The organism is Pseudomonas sp. BP6, assembly GCF_017875935.1.
Lineage (GTDB): Bacteria > Pseudomonadota > Gammaproteobacteria > Pseudomonadales > Pseudomonadaceae > Aquipseudomonas > Aquipseudomonas putida_Y.
The window spans coordinates 2,277,357-2,300,336 of sequence record NZ_JAGINI010000001.1 but is presented as its reverse complement, the minus strand read 5'-3'; the positions used below and the strand labels follow the sequence as shown (position 1 = coordinate 2,300,336).

Sequence of the window (22,980 nt, the reverse complement as noted above, 5' to 3'; positions counted from 1 at the left end):
GATGATTGCCGTTGCTTTTTTCATTGCCCTGTTGCTGCTGATCTCCCTGGGTTCCCCCATCGGCTTTGCCATGGCGATCGTGGGTGGTCTTGGGCTTCTGTGGGCCGGTGGTACCGATGCGTTGGTCATCATGCTCGGGTCGATGCCACGCGAATCGGCGGTGGTCTACGAGTTCGTGACCATACCCATGTTCCTGCTGATGGCTGAGTTCGTGCTTCGCTCGGGCGTAACCGATGACCTATTCAAGGCCGGCGCGGCCTGGTTCGGCCGTATTCCCGGCGGGCTCGGTATTGCAACGGCCTTTTCCGGGGCTGGTTTCGGGGCGATCTGCGGTTCCTCCTCCGCAGCTGCGGCGACCCTGTCGGCCACGTCCCTGCCGGCGATGCTCAAGCACGGCTATGAGCCGCGCCTGGCAGGTGGCTGCGTGGCGATTTCCGGGACCCTGGCGATGCTGATTCCCCCCAGCATCGCGATGGTGGTCTATGGACTGATTGCCGAGGTGAACATCGGCAGGCTGCTGATGGCAGGGGTAGTACCCGGCATTCTGGTAACCCTGACGATCGTCATCACGGTCTATACCCTGGTCAAGCTCGACCCTTCGCGCGCACCTTTGTCGGAGCCGGTCGCCCTGACAGAGAAACTGCGCCTGCTCAAGAGCGTCCTGCCGGTGCTGCTTCTGTTTGCCGCGATCACAGGGGTCATCTACACCGGTATCGCAACCCCCACCGAAGCCTCCGCGCTGGGTGCATTGCTCGCTGGTGTCCTGTATGTCGTCCGCGGTCGCGCTTCACTGCCCGATCTGCAAGTGCTGGTCGCACGGGCGGCGCGCACCTCTTGCATGTTCGCCATCATCATCCTGGGCGCGAAACTATTCGCCATGGTGTTCGCGCTGACCCATGTCACGCAGGACCTGATCGCCTGGGTGGGAGCACTGGACGTGTCGCCCTGGACCATCATGCTTGGGCTGGTGCTCCTGTACCTGGTGCTGGGTTTCTTCATGGACCAGATGGCCATCCTGGTGCTCACCGTGCCCATCGTCGCGCCGTTGGTATCCTCGCTGGGCTTCGACTTGGTCTGGTTCGGCATCATCATGATCGTTGTCGCTGAAATCGGCATGGTCACCCCGCCGGTGGGTCTGAACTGTTTCATCGTGTCCAAGTACTCGAAGACGCCGGTCTCGCAGATCTTCAGGGGGTCGTTCCCCTATGTGGTCACCCAATTGATCGCGATCGCGATTCTCTTGGTATTCCCTCAGTTGACGCTCTGGCTGCCGCAGAACATGTAAATGCTCCGGTGCGACGAGGCCTTTCGCCGCACCGGTTTCACCCAAGGCGCAACTTCAATACGACCGAATCAGGGCTTCGTAAAGCACAAGTTGGATCGGGCCGTGTCGGCGCCTACCCTTGGGTTTGATATTCATCAAACCTGCGCGGTGCGTGGCACCGCCAGTTTCGACCATGCAGTCAGGGGCTTTGTAGCAATGAACAATCTTGAAGGTAAAGTCGCCATCGTCACCGGTGGCACGGGTGGTATTGGCAAGGGTGTGGCGTTGCAACTCGCCGCCCGTGGTGCCCGTGTGGTCATCAATGGCCGGGACGAAAAGAAGGCCCAGGCGGTACTCGAGCAAATACGCACCCTGGGTGGCGAAGGCTGCTTCGTTGCAGGCGACGTGCGCTCGAAAAGCGACATGCAGGCCGTAGCTGCTGAGGCGGCACGCCGCTTCGGCGGAATAGACATCGTGGTACCCAACGCCGGGGGCAACGACGATGAGGCCCGGCAACCACAGGTACGCGGCCCCTTTGCCGAGATCGACCTGGAGCGGGTGACTCAGTTCGTGGCGCAAGCCGTGGCGGCGAAACTGCTGGTAGTGCAGGCAGCGGTACCCTACATGCGCCAGCGCGGCGGCGGCAGTGTGGTATTCGTCACCTCCGAAGGCGGCAGGTCGCCCACCCCTGGGCAGACCGCCATCTCCACGTTCTCCGGCGGCCTGATCATGGCCAGCAAGGTGCTGTCCAAAGAGCTCGCCAAGGATAAGATCCGGGTCAATTGCGTGTGCGTCACCGTGGTGCGTGACACCCCGTCGTGGGACGCCGCCTGGGGCCAGGAAGGCGGTGTTTCCGAGCACCACCGCAAGCAGTACGAAAAGATCGTGGCCAGCAGCCCATTCGGTGTCGCGGCGCCCGGTGACATCGGGGGCGTCGTGGCCTTCCTGGCTTCCGACGATGCTGCGTACCTCACGGGTGCCACGGTCAGCCCCACCGGTGGCCTGACCATTCATTGAGCCCTCTGGCTCACCCGGTAGCGGACTGACGCAATAACAAAAACAGGAGTAATGCGGTATGTCGAATCAATGTGCCACTAACCCCCCACTGACCAATCACTCCACGCTGGTCGGGCCTTTGACCGGTGTGCGGGTGCTGGACCTCACCTCGAATTTCATGGGGCCGTATGCATCCCTGCTACTGGGGGACATGGGCGCGGACATCTGCAAGATCGAAGCGCCTGAAGGCGATACCACCCGCAACGTCGGCCCCAGCCGCAACAAGGGCATGGCGGCAATCTTCCTACACCTGAACCGCAACAAGCGCAGCCTGGTGCTGAACCTCAAAACGCCCAGCGGCCTCGCAGCGCTCAAACGCATGATCGCCACGGCGGACGTCCTGCTATTCAGCCTGCGCCCCAATGCGATGACACGGCTCGGGCTTTCCTACGAGCAGGTGCAGGCCATCAACCCGCGGATCATCTACTGCGGTGCCTTCGGTTTTGGACAGCGCGGCCCCTACGCCGAGCGTCCGGCCTATGACAACCTGATCCAGGCTGCCGTTGGCGTGCCGATGGTACAAAGCCGCAAGACCGATGGCCCACCCAGCTATGTGGGCACGGCAATCGCGGATCGCATCGTTGGGATGGCCACCAGCAATGCAATCCTGGCGGCCCTTCACTACCGAGGACAAACGGGCCAAGGCCAGTCGGTGTCGGTGCCCATGTTCGAAACCTTCGCCCACTTCGTGATGGGCGACCACATGTATGGCCATACATTCGTGCCTGCGCTCGGCGACTGGGGCTATGCACGCATGACCAGTTCTGAACGGCGTCCCTTCCCCACATTGGATGGTTACCTGAGCGTGGAGATCTATACTGATCGCCACTGGCAACGACTGTTCGAAGCCGTGGGGCGCCCGGAAATGGCCGAGGATCCACGGTATCGTGATGTCCACAGCCGGGCGCTGCATATGAGTGAGCTGTACGAATTCCTTTCGCACACCTTCGAGACCCGAACCAGTGCCGAGTGGGTAAAGCTGCTCATCGAAGCGGATATCTGCGTGATGCAGATGAACACCCCTGAGTCACTGCTCGACGATGAGCACATGAAGGCCGTGAACTTCTTCGAAGAGCAGGATCACCCAAGCGAAGGACGCATCCGCACCATTGGCCTGGCTCACGAATGGAGTGCCACCCCCGGCGCGTTGCGATTTCCCGCACCGCGCCTGGGCCAACACACCACCGAGCTGCTGCACGAATATGGCTTCGCCCAGGACGAAGTGGCAGCCGTATTGGAATCAGGCGGGGCACTGGCAGCTGCCGACTGAAGGCTTATGCCGTAATCACTGATCACATGCTACGAGGTGCACGTTCATGGAAACTGTCCAAATCCCCAACCTGTACTGGAACATTGCCGCCGACCTGCACTTCCCGCCGGACTTCGATGCCCAGAAGAAGTACCCCGCCATCATCAGTGCCCACCCCATCGGCAGTTGCAAGGAGCAGACGTCCGGCAACGTCTATGGCACAGCGCTCGCCAAGGAAGGGTTCGTGGTCATCGCCTTCGACGCCAGCTTTCAGGGCGCCAGCGGCGGTGAGCCGCGCTTCATCGAAGACCCAAGCCACCGGGTCGAGGATTTCCGGGTGGTAGCCGACTACCTGACAACCCTGCCCTATGTGGACGAGCAACACATTGGCGTACTCGGCCTCTGTGGCGGTGGCGGTTATTCGATCAATGCGGCGATGACCGAGCGGCGCATCAAGGCCGTGGCCACCGTCACAGGTGTGAACTATGGCCGCCTGATGCGCGAAGGGTTCAGTGGCTTCAACCCTGTCGCCCTGCTCGAATCCATCGCCCAGCAGCGTACAGCAGAAGCCCGTGGTGGCGAACGCCGGGTGGATGACCTGCTGCCGCCTTCTCCAGAAGACGCCAAACGCGTGGGCGCGACTGAAATCGACGTATTCGAAGCCACCGAGTACTACCGCACCCCGCGCGGGCAGAAACCCAATGGATTGAACCGCTCACTGCTCTCGCATCAGGGCAACGCCGTGGGTTGGGATGCTTTCCACCTTGCCGAAGTGTTGCTGACCCAGCCGTTGATGGTGGTGGTGGGTGACAAGGTCGGTGCATTCGGTGCCTACCGCGACGGCTGCGAGATCATCGGTCGTGCAGCGTCGAAGCCCAAGGAGCTGGTGGTGGTGCCGGGCTGGTCGCACTACGACCTCTATGACAAGCCCGAGCCTGTGCGCCAAGCCTTGGCCAAGCTGGTGCCTTTCTTTAAAGAGAACCTGTCCTAAGGCTATCGGGAAAGCACGTACCGGACTGAGCAGGGCTGCCGGAGCCAGACCAGCGCAACGAGAGACGGCACCATAGTGTGCCTGTCTCTCGTTGCGCTCACAAATGCCCGCCAAAATCAGGGCATTGTTGGACTTTCTCGTAGAGAAACGTGAGCGGCTGGTAGCGAAGATGCTGTAACGGGCGAGCGATTCGCGGACACTGCAGCGCGCCATCCCCCACCCAGGGCTCGGAACAAATCCACTTGATCAAGCGCCACCTGTGCATCGGATGCCGCCAGCTCTGCCTCGGCTGTCGCCAGCGTGCGATTGGCATCGAGACTGGACAGGTACGGCGATTGCCCCGCCCGGTACAGACGGTCTTCGTCCACAGCCGCGCCTTTGGCATGGTCGCGCGCATCCCGCAAGTCAGCATTGCGTACAAGCGCCCTTGAGTAATTGGTCAATGCAGTTTCGGTTTCACGCAATGCACCAAGCACCACACCATCAAAATTCGCCAGCGCCGCGTCGCTGTCAGCTTCAGCGGCCTTGACGCGGGCACGAGCGCCACTGTCGGGTATCGTCCAGCTCAACAGTGGGCCGAAAGCGAAATGCGATGCCGACTGTTCGGCAAGGTCGCCGAATCGCCCGGCCAGCCCCGCCGATGCTCCCAGTCGGATGTCCGGGTACAAGTCTGCCATGGCTACGCCGATACGTGCGGTAGCGGCAGCCAGCTGGCGCTCGGCCTGGCGAACGTCCGGGCGCCGGCGAAGCAGCGCCCCACCATCCCCTGCGGGAATAGGCTGGGCCAGACGTGGCTCTCGCGAGCAGGCTGGCCGTTCATTGGAAAATTGCGCAGAAGTTTTGCCCAGCAACGCAGCGAGGCGGTACGCAGCCCCATCCCGAGCCGCCTCGAACGGTGGCAGGTTGGCCCGCAGGCTGGCCAGTTGGGTGCGCGCCCGGTCGACATCGCTCTTGCTACCACTGCCCACCGCTGCCAAGCGTTCAACCACCTCCACGCTACGCGCCTGCAGCGCCAACTGTTGCCGTGCGACGGCCAGCTGATGCGTCGCCGAGCAGCCCTGAACATAGGCCCTCAGGGTCTGCGCCACAACCGCAGTGCGAGCAAGCTCCAGCGCCGCCAAGGCACTATCGCTGTCGGCGCGGGCCGCCTGCTCGGCACGCGCCAGCTTACCAAACAGGTCTAGATCGTAACTGATCGTCAATCCCACACCCGCGTCGTTCACCACGCCTGGGCGCACGCCAAGCGGCGACGATTCGAGGGCCTCCTGGTGACGACGTGCATCGACTTCGACGCTGGCGTGTGGATGGCTATCAGCAGTCACCGAGGCCTCCACTGCCAAGGCTTTGCGCAAATGGGCAGTGGCCACCCGAAGGTCGGTATTGGCTGCCAATGCCTCGCGCACCAGCTGCTCGACTTCGGGATCATCGTAAAGCCGCCAGTGCTCCGGCACCGCTTGATCCCGCGCCCCTGGCGCCTGGAACGGCCCATTGGCTGCTTCTGTGCGTACCAAAGCAGTATCGGCCACCCTGTAATCTGGCCCTACAAGACTACAACCGCCCAGAACTACCCCGACGATAATGGCAAGAATCTCAGCCTTCATCGTGACAGCTCCTGGAGCACAGACACGGTCGCGGTGCGCCCGGCCACCATGCGCAGATCGCCAGGTACGTCATCCAGCGCTACCCGCACCGGCACACGCTGGGCCAAACGCACCCAGTTGAAAGCCGGGTTCACATTAGGCAAAAGCGCCTCGCCCGAACTACGGTCACGGTCATCGATACCTGCAGCCACGCTCTGTACGTGGCCGTGCAGCAAACCATTGCTGCCCATAAGGCGTATTTCCACTGGCTGGCCGATATGCAAACGCTCCAGCTTGGTTTCTTCGAAGTAGCCAACCACATGCAGCGAGTGTTCATCGACAATCGAAAGCACTGGGCGCCCGGTGGTGATGTAGTCACCGCTACGCGGTACTTGATCATTGACATAACCATCCACCGGACTACGCACTTCGGTTCGGACCAGGTCCACCTGTGCCAGGGTCAATGCCGCTTCGGCTGCGGCCAGCGTGGCCTGGGCCCGCTCGACCCGGGTATCGCCCTCTTCCAGTTGCTGACGCGCCACTAGGTCGGATACCACATGGTTGCGTCGCGCCTGCCGTTGCGCCTGGCCCAGATTCGCTCGTGCCTGCATCAGGTTTGCCTGCGCCTGTCTCACCAGGGCCTCGTAACGGCTGCGATCGATCTTAAACAGCAACTGCCCGCGCTTGACCAATTGGTTGTCTTCGACCGCCACCTGGATGATCAGACCGGAAACGTCCGGCGCCACCTGCACCACCTCGGCTCGCACGCGACCGTCTCGTGTCCAGGGTGAGTTGCTGTAGTAGTCCCATAAATGGACCGCCACCGGGATTGCGATGGCCGCCAGCAGCAACGACGGGATGAAGGGAAGCAGGTTATTCAGCTTGCGGGTCATACGGGCCAATCCGATACCAGGAAAGTGGCAAGGCCAAGAACGAGCACGTACAAGGCCAGGTTGAAGAGAAAGGGATGCCATAGTCGTCGATACAGCCCTGATCGGGCCAAAGCCACTCGCAACAATGTACTCACGACATAGGCAATTGCCAGCATGGGCAACAGGCTGGGCAAATAGACACCGTACAGGTCGACTTCACCCAGCATGGACGAGCACTCCAGACAAATCCGGTGCAGGTGCATCGGGGTAACAAATGAGGCGCAGCTCCACCAGGGTGCTGCTGGCGTCCTGTTCAGCAAATGCGGTGCCCGCCAGCAGCTGGCCCAAGGCCCGGTCGATGAGCGGCAGCAGGCGACTATCGGGCAGGCTCAGCCCTCCATTCTCGGCACAGATCAGGAAGAACCGCCCAAGGCCGTCGAGCAGTTCCTCGACGGCACTGCGAGCGGTGCCATCGATCGAGGGCAGTTGCCTGCGCAGATGCAGTAAGGCCAACCCCAAACGCACTTCGGCCATGCCATCGATGCCCGGTTGACGGGGCCAGGTCAGTTCCTGGCGATCATGCAGGCGCGCGGTGAGGCGTGGGTAGTCGTCGCCACCACACAATGCTAGTTGGGCCAGCGCCCTGAAGGTGGACTGGCGCAACCGTGCCAAGGTTACATCACGGCCGAAGGGCCGAATCAGCATCGTCCACAATAATGCGACCAAGGCACCACCGATACTGGCCAGACACCCCTCCAGGAACCCAGCGAAATCGGCCTGATATGCGCCGTGTAGCCCGAGCGTGCTGCCGGTAAAGACAATCATCAGCATCGCTTCGGTGCTGAACTGTGGGCGTAGGATCAGTACCCCGAATGCCAGGCACGGCAGCATGAGACATGCCACCAGTGCCTCAAACGTCTCCACCTGAGGCAACACCACGAACAACAGCAGACCACCCAGCACACTGCTGGCCAGGTTCACGCCGAGAAAACGCAACATTTTCGGTGCAGGTTCGTCTAGCGCGCAGAACAGCGCACAAGCGACGATGCCCAGCACCATGGCATTGGCCCCCGCCGTCCAACCAGAGATCAGCCAGAGCAGGCCACAAAGGACTATGCCCAGGGCTACCGAACTCGCATAGAACAGCACTAGGCCATGGTCCAGGTGATGGGCGTTACCAGCCAAACGGTCATGGGGATACAGCAAGGGGCTACGATCTAGACTCATATCGATCAGGCGCTTGCGCAACTGCTGGCAATCACCATTGAGTGCACGGAAATGGGCCAAGCGTCGGCGTATGACCCACGCCAGGATCCCAGGCCAGTTCTGCCGTGGAGGGGCATCGGAAAACTCACCGGCAGCGTCTGCCGTTGCCGCGCCGCTCAGTTGATCAACCACCTGACTGAGCTGCAACTGCAATAGCGGATCGAGGTTGCCCTCTCGCTGCAGCGCCTGGCGCATCGCCGCCAGCGATGATAGCAGCGGCAGCAGGCGGCGCATTCGCGCGCGCAACTGCAGCATCAGCGATACAGCGTGCCGGTGAGGGGTATCGAAACCCAGGTGGGTGGTCAACTGCTCCAGCGTCGAAAGCTCCACGACCAACTGGTGTCGGCTGCCCGAACCGGCCTGCCCTGTCATCAGCTCTTGTGCCCACATGGCCACATGTTCGAACCATTGTGTAAGCCGCTTGCGTATCACCGGACTAGCCCGCTGCACCAGGGCGAGGCCAGCAACCAGGTTGGCGCAGAAGATACCGACCAGGATTTCCTCTGTTCTGGCCAGCGCGATGTCGAACACCAACTGAGGCGCCTGCACCGAGGGAAACACGATCAACGGCAAGGTATAGGCCGGCAAGCGAAACAGGTACGTCCGAGGGCTGCGATCGAGCATCGACAGGAATAGGAACATCCCCGACCATAGCGCTACAGCAAGGATCAACAACACCGGCTGGGAGCTCAGAGGCGGGACCAGTAGTAGGGCTCCGGCCGCACCGGTCAAGGTCCCGCCGATACGATAGAGGGTCTTTGAGCGCATCGCCCCGAGCAGCGGTTGCGAGACGATGTAGACGGTACCCATGGCCCAGATTGGATTGGCCAATGACAGATCAAGCGCAATGTACAACGCCAGCATCGAGGCAATGAACGTACGCAGGGAAAACCACAGGTCCTCTCGGCTCGGCAAGCGACGCATCAGCATTCACTGCTACCCGTGAATCCGGCCAGGACGATCAACTTGGCCCGTTCAAAACGAGAGGACTGCTCATTGCCTATCGTGCGCATCAGCGCTCCCCTCCCGCATCACCATGCAAACACTTGCGCACTGCTGCTTTGATGGAGGGTTTTGGGAGCTGCATCTGTCTACCGTTGACCATCGATGTGAAGTCCACCTTGGCCTGGAGAACCCAGTACGCAAGGGACCTTATGAAGAGGGAGGCCAGCACAATGCTGGAGGCAGGCATCACCTTGTTCAATACGTGAATTTCAAAGCGCCGATTCGATGAGGTCGAACCGTTGTCAAAGCCATCCTGCGCGTGTCGCTACGACGTTCAATTCGTCGGCGATGAAGCTGCGCTTGCGAAATATTCATTTGTTCCACACACCCGCAAGACCAAACATCAGGCTGACGACAGGCCCAGACAATCCGACGCCCCTATGAATACACCACACCTTGCTCCGCTCGATGCCCAGGCTCCTGACCTGACTTCATTGATTCGCCCTAGCGATACCATCATGTGGGGGCAAGCCAACGCAGAGCCCTTGACCTTGATCCAGGCGTTGGTGAATCAGCGCCACGCGCTGGGCCGCGTACGCGTGTTCCTCGGTATCGGACAAAACAGCTTGCTCGAGCCTGGACATGCCGACGCCATCGACTTTCTGGGGTACTGCGCAACGGGCTCTAACCGCAAGCTGGCCCAGGCGGGAGTGCTGGATATCCTTCCGGCCCACTACTCCCAGTTCCCACGCCTGATAGAGCAGAAGGCACTGCGTATCGATGTCCTGATGCTGCAAGTTCCGCCCCCCGACGCGCTGGGCCGTTATAGCCTGGGTATGGCTCGTGAGTATCTGATTCCAGCACTCAAATCGGCGCGGGTGGTCCTTGCGGAGGTCAATACTTCCATCCCCTGGACATATGGCGGCCCCTACCTGCAGGAGAACGACTTCGACTTGCTGATCCCCAGCATCCTCCAGCCCCTCGCCACTGCCGCATCAGCCCCGGGCCCAATCGAGGTCGCGATTGGGCGTCATGTCGCTAGCCTCGTGGAAGATGGCGCCACCTTGCAGACCGGTATCGGCAATATTCCCGATGCCGTACTGGCGCAACTACACGACCGACGAGAACTCGGCGTGCATTCCGGCGCGATTGGTGACGGCATTGCCGAATTGGCGCTGGCAGGCATCATCACCAACGGTTGCAAGAGCATCGATGTCGATGTGTCCATTGGTGGAGTGTTGATTGGCGGCGAGTTGGTGCGTCGCTATGCTCATATGAACCGTGCTTTGGAGTTGCGGGGCACGGATTACACGCACAACCCACAGGTGCTGGGGAAAATCGACCGGTTCGTGGCGATCAACTCGGCCATCGAGGTCGACCTCAGCGGCCAGATAAACTCGGAAATGGCCGGAGGTCGCTACCTAGGCGGTGTTGGTGGCATCGTCGATTTCCTGCGCGCCGCTCAATCGAGTCGAGGCGGCGTGCCAATCATTGCTCTGCCCGCCACAGCAGGTGGCCAGAGCAGAATCGTTACTGCGCTGTCGGGGCCTGTGACGGTGCCTCGAAGCGATGGCTGCGTCATCATCACCGAGCACGGTATCGCCGACCTGCGCGGGCTCTCACTTGCCCAGCGAGCAGCCAGGCTAATCGCAGTAGCGGCGCCGGAACACCGTGAAACACTTGAACGCCAAGTACACGCGGGCAATCTACCAGGCTAGCCATCAAGAGCGTTGGCCGTGGACAGCAGTGCCCACGGCCGGATAGGTCAAACCTCCACACCCCCTGAACTACCCGCCAGGTACTCCAGCAGCGTACGAGCCGCCGGGCTCGGCAAACGCCCGTGAGGCGTCGCAATCGAAATTATGCGCTTGGCCCAAGGCTCAGCGAGGTCGAGCACTGCGATGGTATCGAGCATGTCGCGGCTGACATGGCACTCTGGCTGCACCGTCACGCCGAACCCCGCCTGCACCAGGCTGATCGCAACCCCGGTACTACGGACATTAAAGCGGGTCTGGAACTCCTGGCCCAACCGTTTCGCCGCTACCCGGAAAGCCGGTATCATAGCTTTCACCGCAACGATGTTTTCCGGCGCCAGGTCTTCGAAAGTTACACTCTGCCGGCCCGCTAGCGGGTGCTCCCGAGGCACGATGGCTACCATCCGGTCCTTGCGATAAGGGGTGACATCGACACCGCTCAGGTCAATTTCGTGGGCCATTGCAAAAACGCCCACATCAGCCTCGCCATGCGCCACAGTGCGCACGATCTCGGCATTTTCCACCTCACTCAGTTGCAGCTCGATCAGGGGATAGTCATGAGCATAGTTGCCTAGTTCACGCGCCAGAAATGGCGCGATGATCGAACGAGCCGACGCGACATGGACCTCGCCACGAACACCTTCGGTGAAGGAGGAAATTTCCGCCCGCATGTCATCCAATTGACCGAAGATCGAGCGCAGGTAGCGCACCAGCACCGCACCTGCCGGGCTTGGCAGTACGCCCTTGGGATTACGCTCCAAGAGTTTCACGCCGGCAATTTCCTCAAGATCCTGGATTCTCTTCGTCGCTGTCGAAGCCGCGATGTTCTCGCGAATCGCTGCAAGGCCAATCTGCTGTTCCTCCACGGCAGACAGGAATAGCTTCAAGGTAAACAGATCTACCTGGCGGATGAGGTGCATCTTGTTGAAAGTCATAGGCGCTCTGAAGGTGTCTCAATCGTCTTATCATTATTTATCAGAAGGCGATCGAAACCTGTTGTCCGAACGCCCTCTTCCACTGCTTCTCGCTAGCTCGACTATACCCCCTCACCCGCCAACCCGCTTGCCTATTGCTGCTGTTCGCATGGGCCTGACGGACTTCGCCAACCTCTGTCCCAATGCGTACTTGCGGCCGATTCACCCACGCTGAATCTGTGCTTCAGGAATGGTCACTTGAGCGACCATCTTAGCCCTTCAATAGTTACACCACGGGCGAGAGCACCCTGTCCGTTATCCGAGAAAGCCCGCTGGTCCTCGTCGGCAAGATCATTGCCGACGCGGGTACGCGTTCACCTTAAAAAAATAAGAAGAGGGTTGTAGTGTGGCCGAATCAAAGTTGTATCCGCTCGTCCTGATCATGGCGTTGAGCCCCATCGTCCCGATGACCGCGCGCGCGGAATTCGTGTCTGACAGCAGGCTGAACCTGGGCTTTCGAACGCTCTATTACAATAATGATTTTCGCGACAACACCAGTGGCCCATCCAAGACCGCTGAATTGGCACAAGGCTTCAAGCTCGACTACCAGTCCGGCTATACGGATGGCCCCATCGGCCTGGGCGTCAATGCCCTGGGTCTACTGGGAGTGACACTCGACAGCGGCAGAGGGCGCCACCAGGGCAGTTCCATGATTCCTTCGGACGGCGATCACCCCGCGGACGAATGGAGCAGGCTCGGCCTGACCTTCAAGGCCAAGGCATCAAAGACCGAGCTGCTGGCTGGTACGCTATACCCCAAGCTGCCCATTCTGGTCGCCAATGACGGCCGATTGCTGCAACAGACATTCCAGGGCGCTATGGTCACCTCAAACGAATTCGACAGGCTCACCCTGGTCGCAGGCAAGTTGAACAAGGCCACCGGGCGTGGCTCGAGCGATCGTACCGGGCTGGCGGTGGGCGGAGGGCGCGAGCAAAGCGATAATTTCACCTTTGCGGGGGCCGACTACTCACTCGGCAGCAACCTTTTGCTGCAGTATTACCATGCCTCGCTGAAGGACTATTACCGCCAGGATTTCCTGGGAGCGGTACATACGCTGCCCATTGGCGAAACGCAAAAGTTCAAGACTGACCTGCGTTACTTCCGCAGTCGAGCGCAGGGGGCAAACGCCTCGGGTGATGCGGGCTATCAGGTGGCCGGCTTCACACAAGGCGGAGATGGAAAAATCGACAACGATACCTGGAGCGCCACCTTCACCTACACCGTTAACGGGCACAGCTTGCTGGCCGGTTATCAGAAAGTGTCCGACAACAGTGCATTTGTCCAACCGAACCAGGCCAGCCTGAGCGGTGGCGTTGAGGCAGCTGGCTCCAGCACCTACTTGTACACCGACCGGCTCGCTTCCAACTTCACCCGCGCGGGCCAGGCCACGCGGTATGCGCAGTACGCTTACGACTTTGCCGCAGCCGGTGTGCCTGGCCTCAATGCGTCAATCATGTATCTGGACTCAGACTCAATCAAGACGGCCAGTGGCAGTAACCAGCGCGAATGGGAACGGGACTTGTCGTTGGGCTACATTATCCAGAGCGGCCCATTAAAAGGCCTAGGTTTCGTCTGGCTCAATGCCTTGCTGCACAGCGAGGCGGTGCCGAACCAGGACCAGAATCGCTTGCTGGTGACCTACACCTTGTCGCTGTTCTGAATCTCGTGGGCGCAACTTTGTAGTGCGAAGGGCCGCACCGCGGCCCTATCTGTCTCTGTCGCCGTATCCAGAGCTACGGGGCAGCCCTTTCGCGACACAAGGCTGCTCGCAGAAGGCTTGAGCCGAATCAGCTCATCACTCCATCTGACGGATGAAATCGATCGCCACTTGGCCAAAGGCATTATTGTCGTCACCCGTCAGCATATGCCCCGCCCCCGCCACTTCGATTTTTCGAGCTTGAGGGCACAGCGCCAGAAATTCGCTGACCGCCTCACGCGTCAGCACATCGGAATGCTCGCCGCGCACCACTAGCGTCGGTACATCGAGACGACGCGCGCATTGGCCAAGCCGTGCAGCCCGCTCGGCCAAGTCGCCCCGGGCATGGAGAAAACGCGGGTCCCAGTGCCAGTAGAGGCGGCCGTCCACGGCGCGGCGCAAGTTCTTACCCAATCCGGCGATGTTGCCCTGACGTCGCACATCCCCACGGTATTGCGCGATAGCGTCGGCTGCCTCATCGAGCGATACGAAGCCCTCGGCGTGGCGCATCATGAATTCACGCACTCGGCCAACACCATCGCCGGACGACAAATGCGCGACATCTGCCAATATCAATGCTGCCGCATCCACCACACCACCGCCCGCCGCCTGTAGGCTGGTCATCCCGCCCATCGAGGCGCCGATCAACACAGGGCGCCCAGCAAGAGTACGAGCCACACAGGCAAGATCCTGCGCCATGGCCATCTCGCCATAGTCGCCGTCCTCCACCCAGCTCGAATCACCATGACCGCGGGCGTCGTAGGTCACTGCGTGAAAGCCGGCTTGCGCCAGCTGGCGTGCGGTATTTCGCCACGAATGCCGGGTTTGCCCGCCACCATGCAATAGCACGACAGGCCGTGATGAAGGGTCGCCCCAGCTATCGCCGCACAGACGATTGCCATGAGCGCCGGTCCAGGTGAGCATTGGGGTGGACGTGCCGGGAAGCGAGGTGCGTGGGTTCATGTATGAGGACCAAGACAAGGCGCCAGATGGACGGTACTGCCGACTACAAGCGATCTTGCGCGGCGCCCACGCCCGTCGCGGTCGTCAGTATCGCGACGAACCGTCATCTTCAAGACTCCGCCAGGCCCCTCCAAGTCATGATTTTCGAAGCGCCACTTCAGGATTCGTCAAGCCGAGCCGCTTACGACGCCTGATCCATGTTTGATAGCGTGCGGAGTCAATAAGCACAACAAAAACCAAGGAGGCACCATGAAACCGTTCGCACAATTGCATGCCCATCTGACCGCCCCGCAGGCAGAGGCGCACGATGGAAAACTATGACTATATCGTGGTCGGTGCCGGCTCCTCGGGTTGCGTGGTAGCGAGCCGTCTCAGCGAGGATCCGCACGTTCGCGTTCTATTGATCGAAGCGGGTGGCAGCATGGAAGACTTCTGGGTCAATACCCCCGCGGGCATGGCCAAGCTCTTCGGCAGCGAACGTTTCAACTGGCGCTTCAAGACCGCGCCCGTGCCCACACTCGATGGGCGCCAGGTGCAATGGGACCGGGGCAAGGGCCTGGGTGGCAGCAGCGCCATCAACGGCATGATCTACATGCGCGGCCAACCCGAGGACTATGATCGCTGGGCGCAACTGGGTAACGTGGGCTGGGGCTGGGACGATGTGCTGCCCTACTTCAAGCGCTCGGAAAACAACATGCGCGGCGCCAACGCCTTTCATGGCGACCAAGGCCCCTTGTACGTGACCGACCCGGTCGAGCTCCACCCGGCGGCGCACGACTTCATCACTGCCTGCGTCAACACCGGCATCGAACGTTCCAGCGACCTGAATGCCCCACCGTACCCTGCTGTCGGGGTTCGCCAATACACGATCAAGAAGGGCCAACGCCACTCGGCGTACAAGGCCTTTCTCCACCCTGTGCGTCACCGCCCCAACCTCGACATGCTGACCAACGCGCATGTGACGCGGATACTGTTCGACGGCGACGAAGCGACGGGGGTGGAAGTCCAGCTCCAGAGCCAACGCCGCGCCATCACCGCCACGCGCGAGGTGATCCTGAGCGCAGGTGCCCTCGCCTCGCCTCAGTTGCTCATGCTCTCGGGAGTCGGCCCTGCCGCGCAGTTACAACGCCACGGCATTGCCGTGCGCAGGGATTTGCCGGGCGTAGGCCGCAATCTACAGGACCACTGGTATGCCTCAATGGCGTGGCGCTGCACGCCGGCCAGCTCGGTCAACCATCGCCTGAACGGCGTGCGTAAATACCTGGAGGGCGCGCGCTACGTGCTCACGCACAGTGGTTACCTTGCCTTGGGGGCCGCCCCTGTGACGGCGTATGCCAGAAGTGAAGCGGGCGAACGGGTCGACCTGCAGCTGTCCCTCAATCCTATGAGCTTTTCGGCTACCGCATCAGGCGAAGTCGCCGCCGACAACTACCCAGGCCTGTCCGCCTCGGTGGTGCTGCTCTCACCCCGCTCGCGCGGCTATCTGGAGCTGGCGAGCGCCAACCCGCTGGACGCTCCGCTCCTTCACCCCAACTACTTCAGTGATGAAAGCGACATACGCCGGCACATCGCCGGGCTGCGCCAACTGCGCCAGATCCTGCAGACGCAGCCGCTTGCGCAACGGGTGGTCGAGGAGATCAAACCTGGCCCGCAGTGCACAAGCGACGATGAATTGTTCGACTACATCAAGCGATTCGGCGGAACAGGCTGGCACCCGGTAGGTACCTGCAAGATGGGCAACGATGGCGATGCCGTGGTCGATGCCCAGCTACGCGCGCACGGCCTTCGTCGGCTCCGGGTCATCGATGCCTCGATCATGCCGGTCATCCCCACGGGGAACACCAATGCCCCCTGCATCATGATCGGTGAAAAGGGAGCGGACATGATCCGTGCCGACGCGCTCACCGCCCGTACTTTGGCAGCCTGACACTTCAAGGACCCATCGCCATGACGAACCCAGGTCAGACCCTGAACATCCCCCATGCTGATTGCCTGTTCATCGGGGGGCAATGGGTCAAACCCTCTACAGTGGACACCTTCGCGGTGCTCAACTGCGCTACCGAAGAGGTCGTCGCCCGCGTGGCCAAGGCCGAGGAGGCTGATGTGGCCGCCGCCGTGCAGGCCGCCCGCCAGGCATTCGACCATGGCCACTGGCCGCGCATGACCCCCACCGAGCGGGCCGGCTACTTGGAAAAGATCGCCCAGCGCCTTGAGGCACTCAATGACGAGTTCGCCCGTATCTGGACGATCGAGTCCGGCATCCTGTACCGCATCGCCCAACCTCGCGTAGGCCAATACCTCAGTGGCGCTTTCCGCCAGTATGCGGCGCTGGCCCACACCTACCCGTTCATCAAGCCCATCACCTCCGGCAGCGGTCACCAAGGCTATGCCGTGCAGGAGCCGGTGGGGGTCACGCTGGCCATCGTTCCGTGGAACGGTCCGGCGGGGCTGATCGCCTACAAGGTCGCGCCCGCCCTGCTGGCCGGTTGCACGGTCATCATCAAAAACTCCCCTGAAGCCCCCTGCTCCGGCTATCTGTTCGCGCAGGTCTGTCAGGAGGTCGGGCTGCCACCGGGTGTGGTGAACATGGTGACGGCCGAGCGCGATGTGTCCGAGACGCTGGTCAGCAACCCTGGCGTTGACAAGATCACCTTCACGGGCTCCACTGCGGCAGGGCGGCGCATCAGCGCGGTGGCCTCGGAACGCGTAGCACGGGTCACACTGGAGCTAGGCGGCAAGTCACCCGCGCTGGTGCTGGACGACTACGACATAGGAGTCGCCGCCAAGGCCCTTGGCGCCCCGTATTTCAGCTACCTGTCAGGGCAGGTTTGCGCCAGCCTGACCCGGATTATTGTGCCTCGCAACAAGCACAACGCGATGGTCGAAGCGCTGGTAAGTGCCGCGAGGGAAGCTGTGCCGGGCGACCCGTTCGATACCGGCACGACGATGGGCCCCTTGGCCACATCACGCCAGCGAGACAACGTGGAACGGCTAGTGGCCCAAAGTATTGCCGACGGCGCCAAATTAGCTACCGGTGGCGGCAGGCCCAAGCACCTGCAACGCGGGTTCTTCTTTGAGCCCACGGTATTCGCCGATGTCGACAATCGCTCCTTCGCGGCCCAGCATGAATTTTTCGGGCCGGTGCTATCGGTCATTGCCGCCGACAACGAGCAGCATGCGATCGAAATGGCCAACGACACCATCTTTGGCCTCAATGCCACGGTGTTCACCCAGGATCCTGAGCGAGCCATGCAGGTGGCGCGGCAATTGCGCGCAGGTACGGTTGGCCACAACGCTTCGCGCTATGACTTCTCGATCGGCTTCGGCGGTTTCAAGCAGTCGGGCATTGGCCGTGAAGGCGGCGAAGGTGGCCTCGAAGCCTTCCTGGAATCCAAAGCGGTGGTGCTCGACCTACCTGTAGAGTGAACGCGCTGCGCTGGCCGGTTGCACTCAACTCTATGGCAACGAAAGGCCGGCGCGACCGGCCTGCAGTGGTCATCTCCCATTGCTTTACTGCACAGCACCTCGCAAGCGCACCATAAGATTTTCGCGCGCTTGAAAACCATGCTCTGAAGACGCAGCAAACGACCTAGCGAGCGTCACTTCAATCTTCTCGAAATCAGACTTCAAAATTCGCAACTTGGTTTGCCGGGCTCTGCGGCCTAGCTTACGGGGTGTCTACACAACAACCTAAAAGGACCCCGGCGATGGCCAACTTCCTCGACGATTCACAACAAATGTGGCTCGACAGCGTAAACCGCTTCATGGACAAAGAAGTTACCTGCGAATACATCCGCAAGTGCGACATCAACCGTGACTATCCCTACGAAGCCTACGCAAAGGTCGCCGAGCAAGGCTGGCTTGGCCTGCTGTTCTCTGAAGAGGAAGGCGGCGCCGGCGGCAGCGTTTTTGACTACATCTTGATGGCCGAAGGTTTGGGCAAGTACGGGTTCGATTTCGCCGCCTCTATCCTGGTGCCTACCTTCACCGCCATGAACATTGCCAAGTACGGCACGCAGAAGCAGCGGGACATGTACATCCAGCCCTTCATCGAAGGCAAGATTCGTTTCTCCGTGTCGATGACCGAGCCCAATGCCGGCTCGGACGTGTTCGCGACGAAGACCCATGCCAAGAAGAACGAGAACGGCGACTGGGTCATCAACGGTTCCAAGTTGTACTGCTCCGGCGCGCATGCCAACGACACCGTCATTGCAATGCTCGTGCGCACCGACATGAATGACAAGCACGGTGGTCTCTCCATGATGCTCATCCCAAACACGACTCCGGGTTTGGTCATCAACAAGCTCCCCACGTTGTCGCGCCATGCAACCGGCACCACCGAGATCTTCCTCGACAATGTTGTGATTCCCGGTGACATGATCCTCGGTGTCGAAGGCCAAGGTCATGAAATCATCCTCAATCACCTTGAACTTGAGCGTTGCGCCGTCGCTGCTGCCTATACAGGCAATGCCCAGGAGGCAGTGAACAACGCCAACCGCTATGCGCACCAACGCACCCAGTTCGGCCAGCCGCTCTTCAACTTTCAGGTGCTCAAACACATGTTGGCAGAGAACCAGACCCGGGTCGATGCTGCACGCCTGCTCGTATACCGCGCCGCGGTAGCCAAGAACGAAGGCCAATCCGCGCCGAAGGAAACATCCATGGCCAAGCTGTTTGCCTCCGAAACCCTCAAGCAGTGCGCGCTCGATGGCATGCAGATTCTTGGCGGCTTCGCCAACCTGCCCGAAGCCGACATGGAGCGCTACCTGCGCGAAAGCATTCAATGCACCATCGGTGGCGGCACTTCGCAGATCCAGCGAACCATCATCGCCAAATCCATGCGCTTGAACTGAGCCGACGCCTGATACGAAACAAGGAAACTGCCATGAGCCTGATCAACAACCAGATCAACCAGACCTTCGACGAGCTGGAGGAGGGCCAGGTCTTCGCCTCCGGTGGCCGCACCATCACCGAAACCGACGTGGTGAACTACTGCGCACTGACCGGTAACTGGATCGCGATTCATTCCAACACTGTTTATTCGTCCAAGACCCGCTTCGGCAAGCGCCTGGTGCAAGGTGCCCTCACCTACTCCATCGCCACCGGCCTGGTGCAGTTCGGCCTGGGCTTCCAGGCCAACTACGGCATCGACAACATGCGCTTTCTCAAGCCCGTGTTGATCGATGACACCGTCTATGCCCGTGCCACCGTGATCGGCAAGAAGGTCAAGGACGACAAATACGGTGTGATCAAGTTCCTGATGCAGGTGCTGAACCAGGACGGCGATGTGGTGCAACAGGGCGAATGGAGCCTGCTGATGCTGCGCAAGCGCGAAGACCTCGATGCCCTGGTGGCCTCCACCCTGCCTACCCCGAAAGGCTAATCGCCATGAAGACCATTCGTATCGGCTCCGGTAGCGGGTTCTGGGGTGACAACCTCGACCCTGCCATCGAGATCGCCAAGCACGGCAACGTGCAGTATCTGGCTTACGACTTCCTCGGCGAGCCGACCATTCCACTGCTGCAGAAGATGCGCCAGAAGAACCCGGAGCACGGTTTCGTGCCGGCCATCCGAGCGGTGGTGCGCGGCGTACTGCCGATCTGTCTGGAAAAAGGCATCAAGATCCTCACCAACGCCGGCGCGGCCAACCCCCAAGCCTGCGCCGACACCATCCTGGCAGCGGCCAGGGAGGTGGGCATCACCCGGCTAAAGGTGGGTATCGTCACCACCAACGACATCCAGCACAAGGTGGAGGAGCTGCTCGACAAGGGCGTGCGCTTCACCAACCTGGACACCGGTGACACCGACCTGGGGCGGGTGCGTGAACGCATCGTCGGCTCGTACGTCTACTCCGGCGCCTATGGCTACGTGGAGGCGCTGCAGGCCGGCTGCGACATCATCATCTCCGACCGCGCGACCGACGACGCCGCCATCCTGGCACCACTGGTCCATGAATTCGGCTGGAAATGGGACGACTGGGACAGGCTGGCCATCGGCATCACCGCCGGCCACCTGATCGAGTGCGGCGCGGCCTGCTCCGGCGGTATCACCAGCCTGTGGAAGGAAGTGCCAGAGCCCTGGAACATCGGCTATCCCATCGCCGAGGTGAACGAAGAAGGCGAGCTGTTCATCACCAAGGTGGACGGGACTGGCGGCCTGGTCAACAAGGTAACGCTCACCGAACACCTGCTCTATGAAGTGCATGACCCAGGCAACTACCTTATGCCCGAGGTCATCACCGACTTCACCCAGGTGCAGATGCAGGAAGTGGCCAAGGACCGCGTCAAGGTCTGGGGCGCCCGTGGCAAGCCGGCACCGGCCACGCTCAAGGCCGGTATCGCCTACACCGACGGTTACATCGGCGAAGTCGAGTCCTCGGTGACTTGGCCGGATGCCGTGGCCAAGGCGCGGCGCTCGTTCGAGATCATCAAGAAGCGCTTCGAGATGGTCGACCTGAAGGCCGAGGAAGTGCGCTTCGACATGGTCGGTGTCGACTCCTGCCACTGGTCGGCCTCCCCCGAGCCCGACGAGGACATCAACGAAGTGCGCATTCGCGTGGCGGCAAAGTGCGCCAACCGCGCCGAAGCCAGCAAAGTCGCCCGTGAGTGCGTGATGCTGATGGGAACTGGCCCCATCGGTTCCACTGGCCAGTTGAACACGCCCGCCCCACGCGAAGTGTTTGCCCTCTGGCCCACGCTGATCGAACGCGAGCAAGTCGTACAGAACGTCGAGATCCGGGAGCTTTGAAATGGCCAAGCTGCAACTGAAAGACCTGGTATACGCCCGCTCTGGCGACAAGGGCGACATCAGCAACATTGCTGTCATCGCCAAAGAGCCGCGCTTCTACCCCTTGCTGCAAAAGCACCTGACCGCAGAGCGCGTCAAGGCGTTCTTCGGCGAAATGTCCAAGGGGCCGGTGGAGCGTTATGAGGTACGCACCCTGCACGCGATGAACTTCGTGCTGCGTAACTCGCTCGGCGGCGGCGCCACACGCAGTCTGCGTATCGACTTCACCGGCAAGACCATGTGCCAGGCCATCCTGCGCATCGTTCTGGATGTCGATGAAAGCGATCTGCAGTTGATGCATTGAAGGAGAACCGACATGGGTAACAAAGCCAGAATCATTGGCGTGAACATGGTCAAGTTCGCCAAGCCAGGGGCGCATGAGCCCTACGAGGTCATGGGCGCCAAGGCCATCCAGGGTGCTTTGGAGGACGCCGGCATCCGCTACGATCAGGTGCAGCAGGCCTTTGCCGGCTACGTCTATGGCGACAGCACCTGCGGCCAGCGGGTGGCCTATGGCGTGGGAATGACCGGCATTCCGGTGTTCAACCTGAACAACTACTGCGCCTCCGGTTCCTCTGCGCTGTTCCTGGCACGCCAGGCTGTAGAGGCAGGTGTCGTCGAGTGTGCATTGGCGTTCGGCTTCGAGGAGATGCAACCAGGCGCACTGGGCAGTGCCTTCACTGATCGCACATCCCCCGTGGGCTGGATCCATGAGCGGCGCGATGTGCTGGCACCGCAACTGCCACAGGAGGCCCCGCGAGCGATCAAGGCATTCGGTGCAGCTGGATGGGAATACATCAACCGCTATGGTGCCAACCCGGACATCTTTGCCAAGGTGGCCGTGAAGACCCGTAGCCATGCAGTGAACAACCCCTACTCCCTATTCAACAAGCCCTTGACGGTCGAGGAGGTGCTGGCGGCTGCGCCGATGTATCCTCACATGACCCGTTTGATGGCCTGCCCTCCCACCTGCGGTGCAGCAGCGGCGATCGTTTGCAGTGAAGCCTTTGCCACCCGCCACGGCATCACCAATGCCGTGGAGATCGTGGCCCAGTCGATGACGACCGACACCGAGGCCAGCAAGCTCGATCTGCTGAACCTGGTGGGTGCCGATATGACCCGCAGCGCCGCGCAGCAGGTCTACGAGGCGGCCGGTATTGGCCCGCAGGACGTGAACGTCGTGGAGTTGCACGATTGCTTCACGCCCAACGAGGTCATCAGCTACGAAGGCCTGGGGCTGTGCCCGGAGGGCGGCGCGGAGCAGTTCATCGCCGACAGGGACAACACCTATGGCGGCAAGTATGTCGTCAACCCGTCGGGTGGTCTGATGTCCAAGGGTCACCCCCTCGGTGCCACAGGCCTGGCCCAGTGCACCGAACTGGTCTGGCACCTGCGTGGCCAGGCCGGTAAACGCCAGGTGGAGAACGCTCGGATTGCATTGCAGCACAACATCGGCCTAGGTGGTGCCTGCGTGGTGACGATGTACCGGCGGACCTGATGGAGCCAGACCGGGCCTGGCCATCAGGCCATGTCCGGTCTCACGGCTAACCGCTGACGCTTTGATATCCAATAACAACAATCGGA

19 protein-coding genes are annotated in these 22,980 nt (G+C 61.1%); 13 read left to right on the top strand and 6 right to left on the bottom strand.

Features of this window, described 5'->3' with window-relative positions; all coding sequences use genetic code 11:
• Position 1: 1 nt before the first annotated feature.
• The 4 genes from J3A98_RS10495 to J3A98_RS10480 all read left to right on the top strand — a co-directional run bounded on the left by J3A98_RS10495 (position 2) and on the right by J3A98_RS10480 (position 4,560).
• Complete coding sequence (locus tag J3A98_RS10495) at positions 2 to 1,285, top strand: TRAP transporter large permease (protein ID WP_209965928.1); 1,284 nt, start codon at positions 2 to 4, stop codon at positions 1,283 to 1,285.
• Positions 1,286 to 1,480: 195 nt separating this feature from the next.
• The gene (locus J3A98_RS10490; protein WP_209965925.1) at positions 1,481 to 2,281 is read left to right on the top strand and encodes an SDR family oxidoreductase; all 801 of its coding nucleotides are present in this window, start codon (positions 1,481 to 1,483) and stop codon (positions 2,279 to 2,281) included.
• A 58-nt stretch (positions 2,282 to 2,339) separates the two neighbouring features.
• Positions 2,340 to 3,590 carry a CoA transferase gene (locus J3A98_RS10485; RefSeq protein WP_209965923.1) on the top strand — a complete coding sequence of 417 codons (1,251 nt, stop codon included), beginning with the start codon at positions 2,340 to 2,342 and terminating at the stop codon, positions 3,588 to 3,590.
• A 46-nt stretch (positions 3,591 to 3,636) separates the two neighbouring features.
• On the top strand, positions 3,637 to 4,560 hold the full coding sequence (locus tag J3A98_RS10480) for an alpha/beta hydrolase (protein WP_209965921.1): 924 nt from the start codon (positions 3,637 to 3,639) through the stop codon (positions 4,558 to 4,560).
• A 116-nt stretch (positions 4,561 to 4,676) separates the two neighbouring features.
• Here J3A98_RS10480 and J3A98_RS10475 read toward each other — a convergent pair whose 3' ends face one another.
• Genes J3A98_RS10475 through J3A98_RS10460 form a run of 4 tightly spaced genes read right to left on the bottom strand, consistent with a single transcriptional unit; the run spans position 4,677 to position 9,208 of the window.
• Positions 4,677 to 6,161 carry an efflux transporter outer membrane subunit gene (locus J3A98_RS10475; protein ID WP_209965919.1) on the bottom strand — a complete coding sequence of 495 codons (1,485 nt, stop codon included), beginning with the start codon at positions 6,159 to 6,161 and terminating at the stop codon, positions 4,677 to 4,679.
• Positions 6,158 to 7,033, bottom strand: coding sequence for an HlyD family secretion protein (locus J3A98_RS10470; RefSeq protein WP_209965917.1), 876 nt, complete (start codon positions 7,031 to 7,033; stop codon positions 6,158 to 6,160). Before J3A98_RS10470 ends, J3A98_RS10475 begins: the two co-directional genes overlap by 4 nt.
• Positions 7,030 to 7,239: a DUF1656 domain-containing protein gene (locus J3A98_RS10465; protein ID WP_209965915.1), complete on the bottom strand. Its 210-nt coding sequence runs from the start codon at positions 7,237 to 7,239 to the stop codon at positions 7,030 to 7,032. Before J3A98_RS10465 ends, J3A98_RS10470 begins: the two co-directional genes overlap by 4 nt.
• Positions 7,229 to 9,208, bottom strand: a complete 1,980-nt coding sequence (locus tag J3A98_RS10460; RefSeq protein ID WP_209965913.1) for an FUSC family protein — start codon at positions 9,206 to 9,208, stop codon at positions 7,229 to 7,231. The genes J3A98_RS10465 and J3A98_RS10460 overlap by 11 nt, the downstream gene beginning before the upstream one ends.
• Before the next feature lie 314 nt (positions 9,209 to 9,522).
• Between J3A98_RS10460 and J3A98_RS10455 the strand changes: the two genes are divergently transcribed.
• A complete protein-coding gene (locus tag J3A98_RS10455; protein WP_245355149.1) occupies positions 9,523 to 10,941 on the top strand; it encodes an acetyl-CoA hydrolase/transferase C-terminal domain-containing protein in 1,419 nt (472 codons plus the stop codon).
• A 47-nt stretch (positions 10,942 to 10,988) separates the two neighbouring features.
• Here J3A98_RS10455 and J3A98_RS10450 read toward each other — a convergent pair whose 3' ends face one another.
• On the bottom strand, positions 10,989 to 11,912 hold the full coding sequence (locus J3A98_RS10450; RefSeq protein ID WP_209965911.1) for a LysR family transcriptional regulator: 924 nt from the start codon (positions 11,910 to 11,912) through the stop codon (positions 10,989 to 10,991).
• Between the two features lie 421 nt (positions 11,913 to 12,333).
• Between J3A98_RS10450 and J3A98_RS10445 the strand changes: the two genes are divergently transcribed.
• A complete protein-coding gene (locus J3A98_RS10445) occupies positions 12,334 to 13,611 on the top strand; it encodes an OprD family outer membrane porin (RefSeq protein WP_209969815.1) in 1,278 nt (425 codons plus the stop codon).
• 135 nt (positions 13,612 to 13,746) lie between these two features.
• Here J3A98_RS10445 and J3A98_RS10440 read toward each other — a convergent pair whose 3' ends face one another.
• Positions 13,747 to 14,610 (bottom strand): alpha/beta hydrolase, encoded by an 864-nt coding sequence (locus J3A98_RS10440; RefSeq protein ID WP_209965908.1) that lies wholly within the window; start codon positions 14,608 to 14,610, stop codon positions 13,747 to 13,749.
• 307 nt (positions 14,611 to 14,917) lie between these two features.
• Here J3A98_RS10440 and J3A98_RS10435 point away from each other — a divergent pair, with 307 nt between their 5' ends.
• From J3A98_RS10435 to J3A98_RS10405, 7 genes are all read left to right on the top strand, one after another.
• Positions 14,918 to 16,537, top strand: coding sequence for a GMC family oxidoreductase N-terminal domain-containing protein (locus J3A98_RS10435; RefSeq protein ID WP_209965906.1), 1,620 nt, complete (start codon positions 14,918 to 14,920; stop codon positions 16,535 to 16,537).
• A gap of 20 nt (positions 16,538 to 16,557) precedes the next feature.
• Positions 16,558 to 18,036: an aldehyde dehydrogenase gene (locus J3A98_RS10430; protein WP_209965903.1), complete on the top strand. Its 1,479-nt coding sequence runs from the start codon at positions 16,558 to 16,560 to the stop codon at positions 18,034 to 18,036.
• Positions 18,037 to 18,317: 281 nt separating this feature from the next.
• Positions 18,318 to 19,463 carry an acyl-CoA dehydrogenase family protein gene (locus tag J3A98_RS10425; protein ID WP_209965901.1) on the top strand — a complete coding sequence of 382 codons (1,146 nt, stop codon included), beginning with the start codon at positions 18,318 to 18,320 and terminating at the stop codon, positions 19,461 to 19,463.
• 32 nt (positions 19,464 to 19,495) lie between these two features.
• On the top strand, positions 19,496 to 19,993 hold the full coding sequence (locus J3A98_RS10420) for a MaoC/PaaZ C-terminal domain-containing protein (protein ID WP_209965898.1): 498 nt from the start codon (positions 19,496 to 19,498) through the stop codon (positions 19,991 to 19,993).
• A gap of 5 nt (positions 19,994 to 19,998) precedes the next feature.
• The gene (locus tag J3A98_RS10415) at positions 19,999 to 21,357 is read left to right on the top strand and encodes an acyclic terpene utilization AtuA family protein (RefSeq protein WP_209965895.1); all 1,359 of its coding nucleotides are present in this window, start codon (positions 19,999 to 20,001) and stop codon (positions 21,355 to 21,357) included.
• Between the two features lies 1 nt (position 21,358).
• Entirely contained in the window at positions 21,359 to 21,700 is a 342-nt protein-coding gene (locus tag J3A98_RS10410; protein WP_347275855.1) for a hypothetical protein, read from the top strand.
• 12 nt (positions 21,701 to 21,712) lie between these two features.
• On the top strand, positions 21,713 to 22,894 hold the full coding sequence (locus tag J3A98_RS10405) for a lipid-transfer protein (protein WP_209965893.1): 1,182 nt from the start codon (positions 21,713 to 21,715) through the stop codon (positions 22,892 to 22,894).
• The last annotated feature ends 86 nt before the right edge of the window (positions 22,895 to 22,980 follow it).